Consider the following 16,362-nt stretch of genomic DNA (forward strand, 5'->3'; position numbering starts at 1 on the left):
TCTAGTTCTCTCTTAATTGGGTTTGTAACGCATGCATTTTATCGTTAATTTGAGCAAAGTAGCGTTGACTCTTGTCAAGTTGCTGCGCCTGCATGTGCTGTAATTTTGCATTTCTCTCTTCTAAGCAAGAAATGTTCCAGGAAAACAGTCTCCTGGCCTGAACATCAGGTAAAAACTCGTTGAGCATGATTAAACACCACTTGAGCAGCGTGAGCTCAAAGACGCACTTTAGAGTGTTCCCAGCGGATGCTTGTGTTGCAAAAAGTGGCGAGCGTAAAAACTGTGGTAAGTAAGACAGCGGCACGGGCAGCGCTGGCTGGGCAAAAAAGTCGCATAGCAGCTTCCAGGCACTGTCATTTCCAGCATATTCGAAATCAATAAAATACACTTCATCGCGATATTTCAGTGCGTTATGAAAGCCAAAGTCAGAGGGAGAGACCACGTCCTTTGGACAGGGCTGTTGCCAGTCTATACCGGGAGTTGTGCTGATAACTCTGGTGCGTAGTTCTATTGCCCTCAGCAGAGTATTGAGTTCAACGTTGTCACGCAGAGATTCGAATCGTGCAAGACGCAGTGTGACTAATTGAATAAAGTCTTCCAGTTTAGCCGGGCTATCCGCAGCTGCATTGAGCGCCGTGCGCTCAACCTGATGACTGTTAATACCTGCAATGAAATTGTATGCTGCGCTGACATCCTGTGCTGTCACTGTTTCAAAAGTGTGGCCGTCGATAAACTCGTATATGGCAGACAGGGTGTTAGAACAATAACCGATAGGCCGGGCTATATTTGAGATACCGGCCTTATGTAGCTGCTGACTAAACTGAAATTCATTGTAAAGCTTGTCGAATGCCCGTGCGCCTGGCGCAAAGCATTTCAGAAAATAGGCGTTGTTATCTGAAAAGAGCTTATGTCCCTGATTATTTGCGCCCTGCGGCAAGCTGGAACTGCGCCAGTGGGTTTGTCCCAGAGTAGATGAGATAAAGTCTGTTAGTTCAGCAGAGAACATAGCCAGGCATCCAATGTTTGCCAATGGTTGATTTGCGGGCCGCTGAACCCCTGAAGTGCGTTGGGTGCGAACAATACCCCATGGCACTGTTCGGGAAAATCACTGTGCGTCAGAATATCTGGCAGATCATCAATAAACACATCACACTTGAGCTGTGAGATACGCGCAACCTTTTGTACTTTGGTCTCGTTAAAAAAGACCAAATCGGAGTCAACAGGTGCATCGGCTGATCCGATAAAACCGTGGCTGAGGAGCCACTGTGTGGCTGCGTTATGAAAGTCAACACGTTCCCCAATAATCGGGTACTTAGTTTTATGCGACACGATGGCCAGTTTATGTCCTTGTGCATGAAGGCGCTGCATCGCATCGAGTGCGCCTGGATACGGCCGTGCCTGAGTAATTTCTTTACCGTAAACGATGCCTTGTAACTCGGTCCATCTAGCTTCGTTGTACTGGTCAATAAAATACTGTTTAACTTCATTTTTGCTTTGACCGACCGACTCTGGTAGCCAGCCAAGTGCACAACCGACGCGATAAAATACGCCGGTATAGTCGGCAATGGTGTTATCAAAATCTATGCCTATGATCACACCACACCTCGCTCTGATAAGGTACTCATAATATCAGGCACAGTCAGACCCGCTTTGGCTCTCGCATCTGCGGTGGAATGCACCTGATCGATAAAGCGGTCTGGGATCCCAAAACGATGCACCCGTGGCCCGTTTGCCTGCTCACTAACATACTCCAGCACAGCGCTACCAAAGCCTCCGCTGACATTGTGTTCTTCGAGTGTGATCACATGGTCAAAACGGGTTATCGCATCGTTTAAATACGCTTCGTCGAGCGGTTTTACGGTGTGGAAACTCACCAGTTCTGGCGATAATCCGCGCTCCGTCAGTTCGCTTACTAATGCTTGTGCTAGAGGCATAATGGTACCAGTACTCAGTACGGCAATGCGCTCACCCGGTCGCATCACATGCACCTTGCCAAAGGTAAGGGCAGGGTTTCCTTCGTGGACTGCCGGCTCGTTTTTCTTACCAATTCTGAAGTAGCAAGGAGCGTTAAGCTCAATCAGCTGAGGCATCAGTTGCTCAAGCTCGTATGCGTCAGCCGGGCAGATCACGTGCATATTTGGCAGTGCGCGCATCAGCGCAATATCTTCGAATGAGTGATGAGTCGGGCCCAGGTTAGCGTAAGATAAGCCAGAGCCGGTGCCGACGATGATCACAGGCTGATTCTGATAAGCGATATCAATTTTGATCTGTTCAAAGTTACGTGACGTAGTAAACGGGGTGATGGTATAAATAAAGGGTTTATGGCCCATCATGGCACTACCAGCGGCCATAGAGGCCATGTTCGCCTCCGCAATTCCCGCGTTGATAGCGCGCTCTTCGGCAAACTCCTTTAACGGGTTAAACAACCGGTTACCTATATCTGCGTAAAAGAGCAACAGTGATTCGTCGTCTTTAGCAAGCTCAGTCAGGACTCGTGCAAATGCGTTTCTCATGATATTCCCAGCTCCTGTTTTGCCTGAGCAACTTCTTCGGCAGTCGGAATACGGTAGTGCCAGTTGTTGTCGTTTTCCATAAATGACACGCCTTTGCCTTTAACCGTATCGGCCACAATGCACACAGGTTGTTGGATGGATTTTGCGGTTTCCAAAGCCTGTTCCAGCGCACCAAGATCATGACCATCGACGCGCATTGTATGCCAGCCGAAGGCACGCCATTTTTCTTCAAGCGGCTCCAGATGCATAATCTCGGTACTTTCACCTGTACCTTGTAATTTGTTAAAGTCGACAATGGCAACCAGGTTACCTAAGCGCTTGCCGGCTGCAAACATCGCAGCTTCCCAGACTGTCCCTTCATTGATCTCTCCATCGCCCATAAGCACATAAAAACGGTTATTGGACCCCTGGAGCTGTTTGCTGAGTGCCATGCCGGTTGCTAACGATAAAGCGTGGCCCAGAGAGCCCGAAACCGTCTCTACGCCTGCCGGGGCGTGTATTCCCGGGTGCTCTTCAAACTGGCTGCCAGTCTGACCATGCTCGTACAGTGCCGTTGGAGAAAAGTAATCACGATAGGCAAGCGTTGTGTACAGCGCGCTGGCGGCATGCCCTTTACCCAACAAAAAGTAATCACGCTCAGGATCAGCCGGGTTGTTGGGCGTGATATGCATCGTGCGCCAATACAACACGGTCAGAATATCAACACAGGACAAACAACTGCCCAGGTGTGGTGTTTTAGTCTGGCTGGATACGTCACACAAAGTGTAACGGATCTGCGCTGCGATGGAGTTCAAAGTCATAATACGCCTACGGAATAAACCAATAAAAATCGCCAGTGTAACCGTTATCACGGAAAAACTGTTTCCAGTCATCCACATGCATAATGGTCTTGGCTGTCAGTGCCCACTCCATCATGCGTTCCTTTTCTTCATCGTTGCGGTAGGCATCGACGGTAATAAAAGATTTGCCACGACTGACGCGCTCGATTTCACGCAGCGCCATGGCACATTCATTTTCTTCCAGGTTGTGAATGGTGTTGATTGACATCACCACATCAAAGCTGTTGTCTTCATAGGGCAGCGCCTTGGCATTGCCTAAAGTCAGTAGCTCCTTGACTTCTTCTTTGGCATTTTCCAGGGCATATTGAGAAATATCCAGTCCGCGCAATGTCATACCCGGGATCATCTGCTGCAGGTCGTACAGCATAAAGCCTTTTGCACATCCTACATCCAGCAGGCTAGAATTTTCATTAAGGGCGAAATGTGCCTTGAGGTCCGGTACAACAGGCTGCCAAAAACGCGGAAAGTAGCTAAAGCCACCGTAACCATAGGTGCGGTCACCATCAAAAAAGTCTTTGCCATATTGCCTGGCAATTTCGCGATCTGCTTCGGTGATCACGTTGGCACGGCCCTTAGTATCGCGCTTAGACTTAGGGTAATTTTTTAATAAATCGATTTCTTGTCCGAACATAGGGATCTCACGCTTTATGAATGTAGTCATGGGGTAATGTGCTTAGCTCGCTCTGGTACTGTTTGACCCAGGCAATGGTGCGCTCCAGGCCATTTTCCAGAGAGACTTGATCCTGCCAGTTGAGTTCTGAGCGGACTTTGTTACTGTCAAGCAGGTAGGCTGCGTCTTTGCCAAGGCGATCTTCAGTGACGGCACAGACCTGTTCAAAAGGTACTTGCAGCATATCGCAGATCAGCTCAACCAAGGCGCGAATGGTGATCATGCGTTCGGTTGAGATATGATACGTCTCACCCAATGTGCCTTGAGTGCCAATTTTCAGTGTCGCGTCTGAAACGTCATCGATGTGGATAAACGAGCGGGTTGAATGACCACCGCCATGCAGAGGTAATATCTTACCGAGCAGCGCAAACAAAATGGTTCTGGGGATAATTCGATAGAGTTGCTGACCTTCACCATAAACATTCGCAGCGCGGGTAAACAACACCGGGAATTGGTAAACATCAAAAAAGGTATGCAAGCTCATGTCTGCCGCAGCACGCGATACCGCATAAGGGGTGCTGGGCTGGTAGTTACTATGCTCTTTCACCAGACCTTCGCAGCTGCCGTACACTTCTGGTGTAGAAATATGTACGTATTTGTCCAGGTGATCCAGGTCTTTTAACTGATTGTGCAGTTTGATGGTTGAAACTGCATTGGTCATAAACCAGTGTTCCGGATACTGCCAGCTTTGTCCCACCATGCTCTGCGCCGCAAAGTTATAAACAGTACTGACCTTATGGCGTTTGATCAGCGCCATAATGTCGTCCAGCTGGTGGTTGAGGTCGAGCTGATGAAAATCAGGCTGGTTAGTCTGCCATTTGTAGGGCAGTAGAGCAGTGTGTGGCTCTGCTGAGCGACTGACTGCCAGCACTGAATGTTCTTGTTTTAGTAAATGGGCGCAAAAAGACGCGCCCGAAAAGGAGTTACTACCGAGTACAAGGATTGGCGCATTAGCCATGGTTGAGCTCCTGATAAAGGGCTTTCATTAGAATGTGTCCGATCACCACCTGGGTATCTTCAGAGATCTGCATATCCTGAATCGCAAAGTGAAATGCCTGGTCGAGCAATGGTTTGGCTTTACCGCCATCAAATCCAAGAATTCCGACAGTGTGCATACCCAAAACCTGGGCTTGCTCAATGGCACGGATGATGTTGCCTGAATTGCCACTGCCTGACAGCACCAGCAGCACATCCTGCGCGGATGCTTTCACTTTTAGCTGGTGAGCAAAAATGTTGTCGTAGCCTATATCATTGCCAAGGCAGGTCAACACTGAACTGTTTGCTGCCAGTGCTTCCACTTTCAGGGCATCACCCTGAGGGTGAACACCAAATGTAAAGTCGTTTGCAAGGTGGATGGCATTAGCGGCTGACCCACCATTGCCACATAAATACAAGGTACCGCCTTTGGCTTTCATGTCTAGCAAAGTGCTGACCAGCTGCTTGACTGCATTACCATCGAGTTGCGTCAGAACCTGGCTGAGCGTGTGGATATAGTCCTCAGTCAGAGCGACAATGGGATCCCGGCGTGGGATAGGGGCGACGATGCCTTGTTGTTTACTCATAATACTTCTCGCTGCATCCATTTAAGGTTATAGAAGCGATCTTCATTTTTTAACTGATCTGCGCGATAGGCAGCGATCAGCTCTTCAATCGCAGTGGCGACATTTTTGGTGGGTTTAAATCCAGTCGCCAGCAGTTTGTCTGAGTTGATCCGGTAACATCTTGGGTCGTTTGATGGCGTCACTTCAATATCACAGTCAATCTGAGCTTTGACCATGTTGGCAATGTCCATAATGGAGATATTTTCAAACCCGGCATTAAAGACACCGCTGGTTTTTTCTGGGTGTTCCAGCATATAAATGTACAGGTCGGTGATATCGTCGATATGGATGTTTGGTCGTACCTGCGCACCACCAAATACAGTGATTTTGCCATTCTCAAGCGCCTGCATCGTCAACATATTGACGGATACATCCAGTCTTTGGCGGGGTGATAAACCACATACGGTGGCAGGGCGAACAATTTGTACAGCCATATCGTCGGCGTAGCTAAGTAGCACACGCTCGGCAACCATTTTAGTTTTGTTATATTCTGATATCGGTTCGAGGGTAAGGTCTTCAGTGACTTGCGCTTCATCCTTCACGCCATAAACACTACCTGAAGAGGCATAAATGAATTGTTTGATACCGGCGCGTTTGGCTTTATCGGCCAATTGCATTGTGGCCAGTGCGCTTACTTCCCAGGTCAGTTTGGGGTCCAGGTCTCCACAGGGGTCATTGGCAATAGAGGCCAGATGAATAATGCTGTCTACACCATCCAGTTCAATATCTGAGGTATGACGCACATCACCTTTAATCACAGTGAGGTTGTCATGTTCAGGCAGGAAATTACCAAACCACTGAGTGTCCAGCGCGACAACCTGATAGCCTTTAGCGAGCAGCTTAGGTACTAATACCGTGCCTTTATATCCGGTGGCACCGGTCACTAAAACAGTTTTATTGCTCATTTTTCTCTCTTTTTGAATACTTTAATCACCCGGCATGACAATGCTCTAGCAAAAATTGCGCCTATGTTTGCAGACGCCATTGACTTACGCTGTGCTAGACAGTTTTTTGTTCAACGTGCTTATTTATATCGGCAAGGTGGGGGTGATTCTTTAATGTTTCTAATAACTCGTTGTAACTAAAGCATAAGCTATTATTGAATTGCTGATAAATTGCCTGGATCGCTGTGTAGTCATCGGGTTCGTCCAGTGTCAGGCGATAGTGGCTATGGTCCTCACCGGCGCTAATGGTGTAGCTGGTCATGGTATTGAATTTTGCCATGCCTAAAGTGACATGCTCTCTGTCCGGGGCGCTGCGTGCAAATTGGTGGGTGCGTGCCAGCATTCGAAAGGCAAACACGCAAGTATCCAGGCCACGAGGAAAGCCACTGTGCGGTCCCAGGCTGACCATATCCACATTATGATTTTGGTAATACTCAATAGCCTGATTTACCAACTCAGCGTCAATGAGTGGGCAATCACTGGTCAGGCGAACAACGGCGGTGTTGTCTTGTGCCCCAAAATGGCTTGCAGCAAAATAATAGCGGCTCAGCACATCCTCTGTACTGCCTTTAAAGTACTTGACACCAAGGCGTTGACACAGCGCGACTATGGGGTGTTCGCTGCCGTCATCTGTGGTTGCGATAATCACGTTCTTGGATAGATCACCGAGCCGCTCCAGCATCACTTGTAATACAGTGCTATCACACAAAGGCAGCATTACTTTGCCGGGCAATCGAGTTGAGGTCATTCTTGCCTGAATAATGATCTGAACTTTACTCATTGAAGTCATTGTTATCATTGTAATTGAGATCAATATAGCAAATGATTACACTCAAAGACAGAGACAAAGTAGCGGTGAAGCGCGCGAACCTATTGGCTTTGAGCAATGTTTACTCATTTTTTCAATAAGGGCGCACTTTTTGCTTAAATTTGATTAAGATGCCAGCGTAGAACAAGAAGGCGCACAGTGAATTTTCAGAAACAGATTACTATAGCAGGTGACCAAGTTGGCCATGACCAGCCCTGCTATATCATTGCAGAGATGTCTGCTAATCATGGTCAATCATTAAGTAAAGCCAAAGAGCTAGTGTATGCGGCAAAAGAAGCCGGTGCGAATGCCATAAAACTGCAAACCTACACTGCAGATACCTTAACTATGGACTGCAAGCTGCCGCATTTTGAGGCAACTGGCCCCTGGCAGGGGCAATATTTACATGACCTCTACAAAGGGGCCTATATGCCCTGGGATTTTCATGCTGAGCTGTTTGAGTTGGCAGAAAAAATTGGTATTACCTGTTTTTCTTCACCGTTTGATAAAACCGCGGTCGATCTGCTGGCTCAACTGAATGCGCCGGCCTATAAAATTGCCTCACCAGAACTGATTGACCATCAACTTATCCGTGATGTGGCAGCCACCAACAAGCCGGTTATCATGTCAACGGGCGGCGCCACTCTGGTAGAGATTGCCGAGGCGGTGAAGGTGGCTGAAGACGCGGGTATTAAAGAGTTATGCCTGATGAAGTGTACCAGCACCTATCCAGCTCCCGCCGACAGCATTAATCTGCGCACCATCCCGCATATGCGAGAGGCATTTGGTTGTCCTGTGGGCTTGTCTGATCATACCTTAGGAAATGATGTACCGCTGGCTTCAGTGGCAGTCGGTGCCTGTATGATTGAAAAGCACTTTGTGATGAGCAAAGAGGATAACACCGCAGACAGTTTCTTCTCTATGACACCGGATGACCTGGCTGCGTTAGTGCATGGTGTTCGGCAAATTGAGCAGGCAATGGGGCGGGTTCATTACCCAAGCGAGGCGTCGAAAGCTCGCCGCTGTGTGTATATCGTCAAGGATATCAAAGCGGGAGAGCGGATCACGCCAGAGCATGTCGCACAAATGCGACCTGGTGGCGGAGAAATTATGCCCAAATCCTTACCGGATGTTATTGGCCGCACAGTCAACAAGGCGCTGATACGTGGCATGCAACTAAGCTGGGGGGACTTGCTATGAGTGTACAACGCGACGCGGTCCTGGCTCTGCTGAAAGAGTTTTTTGAAGCACGTGCTGTGGTGGTCAGCGAGGCTGATTTTGAGTCTTTCGATTTTATCGCCGCCGGTGTGCTGGATTCCTTCGAGGTGTTGTCGATGATCATGCACATCGAAGCGCATTTTGGCTTGTCAGTCCCACCCGAGCTGCTGCTGGATACGCGCAATGCACAAGTGGGGCGTTTCGCTGATGCCATAGTGGCGCTGGCATGATAGCCATTCGAGTTGATACGCGCTGTGGTCTGGGCCACTTTATGCGCATGAAGTGGCTGGCTAAGGCTTTGCTCGAACAACACCAGCGGGTGGTGATGCTGGTGGATGCGCAGACAGTGCCTGAGCGCTTTTATCTCGATATTGACATAGTGCTGATCGAAGTACCGCAACTACCAGATACTGCCAGTGATGCGCAGTTTGTCCTGGATACTCTTGCACAACAAGGAGAAACCGTCAGCCAGTGGGTGGTTGATGGTTATGGATTTGACGTGCAATGGGAACAACTTATTCGGCAAACTGGCACACCCTTGTTGGCCATGGATGATTTAGCCCGAGCGCATGTGGCCGACCTGGTGGTGGATGCCAAATGGCAGGGGGCGCAGACTGCTGCGCGGTACGATGGAAAACTTGCGCAACACAGCCAAACTTTACTGGGCCCCGATTATTGTATTCTGGCACCAAATTACTGCCAACCACAGGCTCAAGTGCGAGAGGGCGGGCTTTTATTTTCACTGGGGGGAGGCGGAGACTGGCATGTGCCTGTGCAATGGATTTCATGCTTACTTGAAACGCCGCCTGCTGGGCTTGAAAGCGCGCCAATACAGGTGGTGATTGGCCCCAAGGCTACTCATACCGAGCAGCTATATAGACTGGCTGCGCAACACAGCCGCTTAGTTTTGATTGAACAGGCAACCAGTTTGATGAGCTACTATCAGCGCTGTGGCTTTTTTGTCGGCGCGCTGGGCACATCTTTGTATGAGCTGGCCGCGACACACACGCCAGCGCTGAGCTTTAGCCTGGCAGCCAACCAGGATAATGCATTAGCCGATCTTGAAGCGCTGGGGCATTACCTGCATATTCCGGACTTGCTGGCGCAGGATACGCACAAGGTGACCGAGCTAATTGCAACTTTGTACAATGAGCGCAAACGTGTGCAACAGCTTTGTACACAAGCGGCTATTAAGGTGGACGGGCTGGGAGCGCAGCGTATTGTCGCTGCTTTGTTAAATGGAACCGGCGCAGGGTTGACCGCACTCAGATACGTCAACGAACAGCCACAAATCAGCTGGACATTGGCGGATAACTTGCGATTGCTGCCGGTGACAGATCTGCATATCAACCGTTATCTCAGTGCCCGTAACCGCAGCGATAACGCCTGGCGTATGACCATTACCGATCGAATTAATAAAGTGGATCATTATCGCTGGTGGTTCCGGCAAACACGCGACTCATTTGTGCTGTTGCAGGACGATGAACCGCTACTCTATGTCTGGCACCAATGTACCACAATAGATGGACAGGCCTATCTGTTTGGTGGTTGGTTTGCAGCCAGTGACGCGGTTAATTTTGTCCATGCTCAGCTCATTTTGCAGTGGCAGCTGACACTCACGGGTGAGGCTTTCCCTGATGCCATCTGGGTTGCGGTGATCAATAAACAAAATCGATTTGTTAACCTGCTCAATGAGCGGGCAGGCTTTGTGGCGCTGGCAGAAGATGAGCCCGGTTATAAAGCGGTGCAGCAGCTCTTTCCTGGTGCCAGTCATCAGGACTTTAACTTTGTCGCCAAATACCCAATGAGGACAGACTGTGAGTAATATCTATCAAATTTTTGCGCAGCATGTGCAGTCTCAGCCAGATAAGGTTGCTCTGGTGTTTGAGCAGCAAACAGTGAGTTATCAGGCGCTGAATATCAAAGTATTGAAGCTGTGTGCCCATTTTTGCCGCTTAGGGTTACAACCGGGTCAGCGGGTGGCCTTATTTGCGCCGAACGGCCTGGAATACCCGATTGTGATGCTGGCAGCGGCGCGCCTCGGCCTTGCCATTGTACCGCTACCTATCAGCCTGAAGGGCGATGCGCTGTCGGTGGCGTTAAAGAAAACCCCCGTTGCAGCGGTAATAGCCTGGCCTTCTATCGGGCGAACGCTATTGGCAGATGCAGTCATAGAGCCTGCTAACCTGCTCAGTCTCTCACAGCCTGTGGCTGATGAGCCGTGCTGGAAGGATATTATGTCAGAGGAGTTGCCCGCACAGGCGATAAATATCCCTGAGCCACAGGTGGATATTAATGCGCCTTTTATACTCACTATGACATCCGGTTCGACCGGTCTGCCTAAACCCATCGTACTGAGCCAGCAATGTAAAATCAGTCGTGCGTTTGACGCCACAATCCGCTATTACGGATTAACGTTGGATGAGGTCGTGCTGGTTGCTACACCGCTTTATCACTCGCTGGCTCAGCGCGGGGTGCTGATGCCACTGATGCTGGGGGCAACCAGTGTGATCCTGGCCAAATTTACTTTGCCGAAGTGGCTGGAAGCCATCAAAACGCATCAAGTCAGTTTTTTATTCGCCGTATCAGCTCAATTAGAAAGCTTGCTCAGCTGTGACGAAGAAATGGACTTGAACTCGCTGCGCTGTGTAGTGTCGTCGTCTGCTGTGCTCGCCGGAGAATCTAAACAGGCGTTGCTAAAAAAGCTACCGTGTCGCTTGCATGAATGTTACGGCGCCTCTGAAGTGGGCGTTGTCAGTGATTTCTGTGTCAGCGAACGACGCGATAAAAACGGCGCTGTCGGCGCGGCTTTACCTTTTGTTCAGGTTAAAATCTTGAATAAAGAAGGGCATACTTTGGATGTTGGTGAAGTGGGTGAGATTGCCAGTCAGACGACAACCGGGTTCAGTGGCTATTTAAAAATGCCACAGCAGACGCAAGATGCTTATGATTCTGAAGGATATTTTCTTACTGGCGACTTGGGATATCTGGATGAAGACGGCTTTTTGTATTATGTCGGACGTAAAAAAGAGGTGATCTCCAGCGGGGGCATCAATATCTTTCCGCAGGATATCGAGGCCGTTATTAAGAAACACCCCAAAGTGATTGATTGTGTTGCTTTTGGTTGTGCAGACAGGCAGCTGGGCGAATATATCAAAGTGGTTTATGAGCAGCAGGGAGATGTGGATATCAGCCGCGAACTGCGGTTGCTGTGTTTAGCTGAGCTGACGGATTACCAGCAACCACGTGCGCTTGAGTGCCTCAGTGCACTACCCAGAAACCCAATGGGTAAAGTGCTGCGAAACGATGTAAAACTGCGTTACTCAGAGCTCTAAAAGGAGTGTCAGGAGGAAACCTGACACCACCTGTGTTGCTCATTAGAAGTGACCGCCGCTTCAAACAGCGCAAGCCCGGCCTGAGCCTGAGCAAAGCCAAAGACATATTCATTGTTGGGCGCGATACCTGCCTGATAGGCCGTCAGGCCCTGATGAATATCAGTGTATAAGTTGGCAAACGCTTCCACAAATCCGGTTGGGTGCCCTGGCTTCATGCGGTTGTAACGAAACTGGTGGGCGTACTGGCACTGGCCAGCGCGGTCCAGTATCTCCCTTCTGCCATCACTGAATTGTAATTGCAGCTCATCCGGGTTGAGCTGTACCCAGGTGGCACTGCCCGCCGTGCCATAGACTCTGATCTGTAAGCCATTACGATGACCAATGGCGGTTTTTGACATCCACATACTGCCGTTTATCCCGTCGGGGTACTTAAGCAGCATTTGCACGTCGTCGACTAACCCAGGGTAATCTGAGTGAATAGCAAACTGGGCGCAGGTTTCTGTTGGTTCCAGTTCCAGCAAATAACTCGACAAGTGATGTAAATGTACACCCAAATCCAGGCAGATAGTCGGCACCTGATAATCCTGCAGCCGCCACGCCTGTGGTTTAGCGGGTTTACCGGCAATATCCGGTGGACGTTTAAAGCCTTCCTGTGGCATTTCCAGGTGAATTTTTTGGATCTGGCCAAGCTTACCCTGAGCGATCAGATGTTTGAGCTCACGGACCATAGCATAACCACTGTAGTTGTAAGTCACCGCCAGGAAGTGTGTCGCCGGGTCATACACTTTGGCCAAGGCTTGTGTCTCAGCGGTTCCACAGACTAATGACTTTTCACAAATGATCGGAATATTTTTGCTCAGTAATGCCGTTAGTACATCCAGGTGATGCGGTGTCGGCGTGAGAACCACCACCGCGTCTACCTGGTCTTTTTCTTGTTCGATAAGGGTGCGCCAGTCACTGTAAGTGCGCTCAGGGGCGATATCCCACTGTTGTGCGGTCGCTGCATTGGTATCCTGATCACGACTGAAAGCACCGGCTACCACTTTAAAACGATTATCCAGTTGTGCAGCACTAAAGTGCACGTAGCCGACGGCCGAATTCATGCCTCCGCCGATAAAAGCAAGGTGTAAGGGCTTGGTTGTCATGGCTGCTACTCCTTCAGTGCAGAGTGATTTTTTTGCCAATCGCTGAGCAGCTGGCAAAGGGTATCGACGACATGTTGCTGTTGTGCTGTCGTCAAAGAGGGAAACAGTGGCAAGGTAATCGCACTGTGATAATAGGCTTCGCTCGCTGGGCAATAGCCGGGCTTGAACCCTAATTGTTGATAATAGGGCTGCAGATAAATAGGGATATAGTGCACATGAGCAAAAACCCCTTGAGCTCTTAACTGAGTCACAAGATACTCATGTAACTGCTCGGTGCTTTGAGCGATTCTGACCACATACAAATGGTAAGCACTGTATTGGTTATCGGATTGGGATAACGGCGTGACACCTTCAACTTTTGCAAACAAAGCATCATAGTGTTGCGCAAGCTTGTTGCGAGTGGCCACAAACTGGTCAAGTTGTGCTAACTGACTCAGGCCTAGCGCAGCATGCAGGTCCGTCATGCGATAGTTGAACCCCAGCGCTTGTTGCTGATAGTACCAGGGACCATGGCTTGGCTCAGTCAGCAAGGTGGGATCCGCTGTGATACCATGACTGCGCAATGAGCGCATGCGCTGTGCAAGCTGCTCATTTTGCGTCACGGCCATACCGCCTTCAGCCGAAGTAATAATTTTAACCGGGTGAAAGCTGAACACACAAATATCTGAATAGTCACAGTGGCCAACAGGCTTATCCTGATAACGCCCTCCGATAGCATGGGATGCATCTTCAATGACTTTAAAGTCGTATTGTCCGGCCAGTTGTGCGATGGCTGCCATATCGCAAGATTGACCTGCAAAGTGCACTGGGATCACAACATCGGGTAAGCGCCCGGCTGCCCTTGCTGTTTCTAGTTTGGCTGCCAGCGCAAGCGGGCACAGATTACCTGTGGTCACGTCGATGTCGACAAAATCGACAGACGCGCCACAATACAGTGCACAATTCGCAGAGGCAACGAAAGAGTTAGGTACGGTCCAGACCAGGCTATCCTGGGTAACATCCAGGGCCATGCAAGCAACATGCAAAGCTGACGTGGCGCTATTCATCGCGATCGCATGAGATGCCTGGCAGTATTGAGCAACAGCGTGTTCGAACTGGGGAACAACCGGACCCTGGGTCAGAAAATCAGACTGTAATACCGCAACCACCGCATCGATGTCTTGCTGAGCAATATTCTGTTTGCCATAAGGGATCATGTTGTGCTCCTGTTAGGCTAGATCAATGCCTGAGTATTAAAGGCTTTAATGGCTTCGACGGACAGGTAGTCCGGGTTACTGAGAGAATTGTACTCAAATCCGGGTGCTACGGCATGGCCTTGCTCACCAAGGGCGTTGGTATTGAAGTTATTGCTGCGGCTGCTAAATTTAATGCCAGGTGCGATGACAAAGTGATCGTTAAATTCAAAGGTGTCAAAGCAAAGGTCTCCTGGACACATCACTTCGTGAAGCTTTTCTCCCGGGCGAATACCAATGATTTTATGTGGCAGTTGCGGTGCCATAGCGGTGGCAAGATCCACAATGCGAATAGAGGGGATTTTAGGCACGAAAATCTCCCCGCCTAACATACGTTCAAAGTTCTTCAACACGAAGTCCACACCCTGCTGGAGACTGATCCAGAAGCGCGTCATATCGGCATGGGTAATGGGAATATGGTCGTACCCTTCATCGATAAAGCGCTGAAACACCGGGACAACTGAGCCTCTTGAACACACCACATTGCCGTATCGAACGACAGAGAACAGGGTTTTATGTCCACCTGCGATGTTATTTGCCGCAACAAACAATTTATCTGAGGCCAGCTTGGTGGCACCGTAAAGGTTGATCGGGTTTGCTGCTTTATCCGTGGACAGGGCAATCACCTTCTCGACGTTGTTGTCGAGCGCTGCCTCAATCACGTTCTCCGCCCCATTAATATTGGTTTTTATGCATTCCATGGGGTTATATTCAGCGGCTGGCACTTGTTTGAGTGCTGCGGCATGGATCACATAATCAACGCCCTGCATGGCACGATAAAGGCGGCTTTTGTCTCGAACGTCACCGATGAAGTAACGCATGCAAGGGTCATTAAATACTTGCTGCATCTCAAATTGTTTTAGCTCATCACGAGAAAAAACAATAATTTTCTTTGGCTTATATCGGGTAAGCAGTGTCTTAACATACTTTTTGCCGAATGAGCCGGTGCCGCCCGTGATGAGAATGGTTTTGTTATCAAACATAAAGTCCACCTAAAGGTGCATTGAATTCTTTACAGTATAGAAAAAGGTATGACTGTAAGAAACCCGCCTAACTAAAGATAAAAAAGTGATTACTCAACACTTTATATCAGTTATGGAGTTTTTGCAGTAAATATACCAAGCGTAATATTCAATTTCTTACAATAGATGACTTTTTGAACACAAAGGAGTAGACTTAGTGCTATATAACACCTGATGGGGAGGCGTTATGCAGATAAAATCTCAAAGTAATAGTTTTTTTAATCAAGTTGATCAGACCAATAACAAGCTCAATCAACAGCTTGCCAGTGGTAAAAAGGTCAACTCGGCAGCGGATGATGCGGCTGCACTGCAAATTATCAACCGGCTGACATCTCAGCAGGAAGGATATAATCAGTCTATCCGCAATGCTTATGACGGCATCTCTTACTCGCAAACAACAGACTCTGCATTGTCTGGGGTTAACGATGCTGTGTCGCGGATCCGTGAATTGTCGATCCAGGCGGGCAGTGGTGCACTGACCGATTCAGACAGACAAGCCTTGCAGGACGAAGTCTCTCAGCTTCAGTCGCAGATCACCGACACCTTTGAAAATACCACCTTTGGTGGCCAGGCTTTGTTTGACGGCAACCAAACCAGTTTCCAGGTTGGGCCAGATGCCAATACAACGCAAGGCTTTACAGCGTCGGACGGCAGCTTTGCTAATCCTATTCTGAGTGTTGATATTTCAACACAGGCGGGTGCGCAAACGGCCATAGATGCCGCCGATCAGGTTTCTGAAGCGCTGAACACGCAAAGAACGCAGCTAGGGGCGTTTGAAAACACCCTCAACAGCACAATACGCGGCCTGGGCACGCAAAGAGACAATATCGCAGAAAGCCAAAGTCGGATCCAGGATACTGACTACGCCAGTGCGGTTGCAGAGCAAACAGCCAATGATATTTTGTCTCAGGCATCAATTGCATTGCGAGGCCAGGCAAACCAGTCTGCTTCATCGGTGCTGGGCTTACTGTAAAGCCGCCACTCAGAACTAAATAAAGCCAGTGAACTTACACTGGCTTTTTTATACCAATTTGA

Annotated in this window: 17 protein-coding genes; 5 read left to right on the forward strand and 12 right to left on the reverse strand. The window is 49.1% G+C overall.

Annotated features, from left to right (window positions below; all coding sequences use genetic code 11):
• Position 1 precedes the first annotated feature (1 nt).
• The 9 genes from L1285_RS15490 to L1285_RS15530 all read right to left on the reverse strand — a co-directional run bounded on the left by L1285_RS15490 (position 2) and on the right by L1285_RS15530 (position 7,348).
• The gene (locus tag L1285_RS15490) at positions 2 to 1,006 is read right to left on the reverse strand and encodes a phosphotransferase (protein WP_235413102.1); all 1,005 of its coding nucleotides are present in this window, start codon (positions 1,004 to 1,006) and stop codon (positions 2 to 4) included.
• Positions 988 to 1,596, reverse strand: coding sequence for an HAD family hydrolase (locus L1285_RS15495; RefSeq protein ID WP_235413103.1), 609 nt, complete (start codon positions 1,594 to 1,596; stop codon positions 988 to 990). The genes L1285_RS15490 and L1285_RS15495 overlap by 19 nt, the downstream gene beginning before the upstream one ends.
• Positions 1,593 to 2,513, reverse strand: a complete 921-nt coding sequence (locus tag L1285_RS15500) for a transketolase family protein (RefSeq protein WP_235413104.1) — start codon at positions 2,511 to 2,513, stop codon at positions 1,593 to 1,595. Before L1285_RS15500 ends, L1285_RS15495 begins: the two co-directional genes overlap by 4 nt.
• On the reverse strand, positions 2,510 to 3,313 hold the full coding sequence (locus L1285_RS15505; RefSeq protein WP_235413105.1) for a transketolase: 804 nt from the start codon (positions 3,311 to 3,313) through the stop codon (positions 2,510 to 2,512). Before L1285_RS15505 ends, L1285_RS15500 begins: the two co-directional genes overlap by 4 nt.
• A 7-nt stretch (positions 3,314 to 3,320) precedes the next feature.
• A complete protein-coding gene (locus L1285_RS15510; protein WP_235413106.1) occupies positions 3,321 to 4,013 on the reverse strand; it encodes a class I SAM-dependent methyltransferase in 693 nt (230 codons plus the stop codon).
• Complete coding sequence (locus tag L1285_RS15515) at positions 3,991 to 4,980, reverse strand: GDP-mannose 4,6-dehydratase (RefSeq protein ID WP_235413107.1); 990 nt, start codon at positions 4,978 to 4,980, stop codon at positions 3,991 to 3,993. The genes L1285_RS15510 and L1285_RS15515 overlap by 23 nt, the downstream gene beginning before the upstream one ends.
• Entirely contained in the window at positions 4,973 to 5,584 is a 612-nt protein-coding gene (locus L1285_RS15520; RefSeq protein WP_235413108.1) for an SIS domain-containing protein, read from the reverse strand. The genes L1285_RS15515 and L1285_RS15520 overlap by 8 nt, the downstream gene beginning before the upstream one ends.
• The gene (locus tag L1285_RS15525; RefSeq protein WP_235413109.1) at positions 5,581 to 6,528 is read right to left on the reverse strand and encodes an NAD-dependent epimerase/dehydratase family protein; all 948 of its coding nucleotides are present in this window, start codon (positions 6,526 to 6,528) and stop codon (positions 5,581 to 5,583) included. Before L1285_RS15525 ends, L1285_RS15520 begins: the two co-directional genes overlap by 4 nt.
• A gap of 94 nt (positions 6,529 to 6,622) precedes the next feature.
• Positions 6,623 to 7,348, reverse strand: coding sequence for a cytidylyltransferase domain-containing protein (locus L1285_RS15530; protein ID WP_235413110.1), 726 nt, complete (start codon positions 7,346 to 7,348; stop codon positions 6,623 to 6,625).
• 186 nt (positions 7,349 to 7,534) lie between these two features.
• Here L1285_RS15530 and pseI point away from each other — a divergent pair, with 186 nt between their 5' ends.
• Genes pseI through L1285_RS15550 form a run of 4 tightly spaced genes read left to right on the forward strand, consistent with a single transcriptional unit; the run spans position 7,535 to position 11,928 of the window.
• The gene (pseI, locus tag L1285_RS15535) at positions 7,535 to 8,575 is read left to right on the forward strand and encodes a pseudaminic acid synthase (protein ID WP_235413111.1); all 1,041 of its coding nucleotides are present in this window, start codon (positions 7,535 to 7,537) and stop codon (positions 8,573 to 8,575) included.
• On the forward strand, positions 8,572 to 8,823 hold the full coding sequence (locus L1285_RS15540) for a phosphopantetheine-binding protein (RefSeq protein ID WP_046003928.1): 252 nt from the start codon (positions 8,572 to 8,574) through the stop codon (positions 8,821 to 8,823). The genes pseI and L1285_RS15540 overlap by 4 nt, the downstream gene beginning before the upstream one ends.
• Positions 8,820 to 10,418: a pseudaminic acid biosynthesis protein PseG gene (locus tag L1285_RS15545; protein ID WP_235413112.1), complete on the forward strand. Its 1,599-nt coding sequence runs from the start codon at positions 8,820 to 8,822 to the stop codon at positions 10,416 to 10,418. Before L1285_RS15540 ends, L1285_RS15545 begins: the two co-directional genes overlap by 4 nt.
• Positions 10,411 to 11,928, forward strand: a complete 1,518-nt coding sequence (locus L1285_RS15550) for a class I adenylate-forming enzyme family protein (RefSeq protein ID WP_235413113.1) — start codon at positions 10,411 to 10,413, stop codon at positions 11,926 to 11,928. The genes L1285_RS15545 and L1285_RS15550 overlap by 8 nt, the downstream gene beginning before the upstream one ends.
• Before the next feature lie 8 nt (positions 11,929 to 11,936).
• Here L1285_RS15550 and L1285_RS15555 read toward each other — a convergent pair whose 3' ends face one another.
• From L1285_RS15555 to pseB, 3 genes are read right to left on the reverse strand one after another with little or no spacing between them, the layout of a single operon-like run.
• Positions 11,937 to 13,073, reverse strand: coding sequence for a Gfo/Idh/MocA family protein (locus L1285_RS15555; protein ID WP_235413114.1), 1,137 nt, complete (start codon positions 13,071 to 13,073; stop codon positions 11,937 to 11,939).
• Positions 13,074 to 13,078: 5 nt separating this feature from the next.
• Entirely contained in the window at positions 13,079 to 14,269 is a 1,191-nt protein-coding gene (pseC, locus tag L1285_RS15560; protein WP_235413115.1) for a UDP-4-amino-4,6-dideoxy-N-acetyl-beta-L-altrosamine transaminase, read from the reverse strand.
• 17 nt (positions 14,270 to 14,286) lie between these two features.
• Complete coding sequence (pseB, locus tag L1285_RS15565; RefSeq protein ID WP_235413116.1) at positions 14,287 to 15,288, reverse strand: UDP-N-acetylglucosamine 4,6-dehydratase (inverting); 1,002 nt, start codon at positions 15,286 to 15,288, stop codon at positions 14,287 to 14,289.
• A 226-nt stretch (positions 15,289 to 15,514) separates the two neighbouring features.
• Here pseB and L1285_RS15570 point away from each other — a divergent pair, with 226 nt between their 5' ends.
• Positions 15,515 to 16,300: a flagellin N-terminal helical domain-containing protein gene (locus tag L1285_RS15570; protein WP_046003922.1), complete on the forward strand. Its 786-nt coding sequence runs from the start codon at positions 15,515 to 15,517 to the stop codon at positions 16,298 to 16,300.
• Positions 16,301 to 16,362: the final 62 nt, after the last annotated feature.

The sequence above is a fragment of the Pseudoalteromonas sp. DL2-H2.2 genome, assembly GCF_021532535.1.
Taxonomy (GTDB): Bacteria; Pseudomonadota; Gammaproteobacteria; order Enterobacterales; family Alteromonadaceae; genus Pseudoalteromonas; species Pseudoalteromonas rubra_A.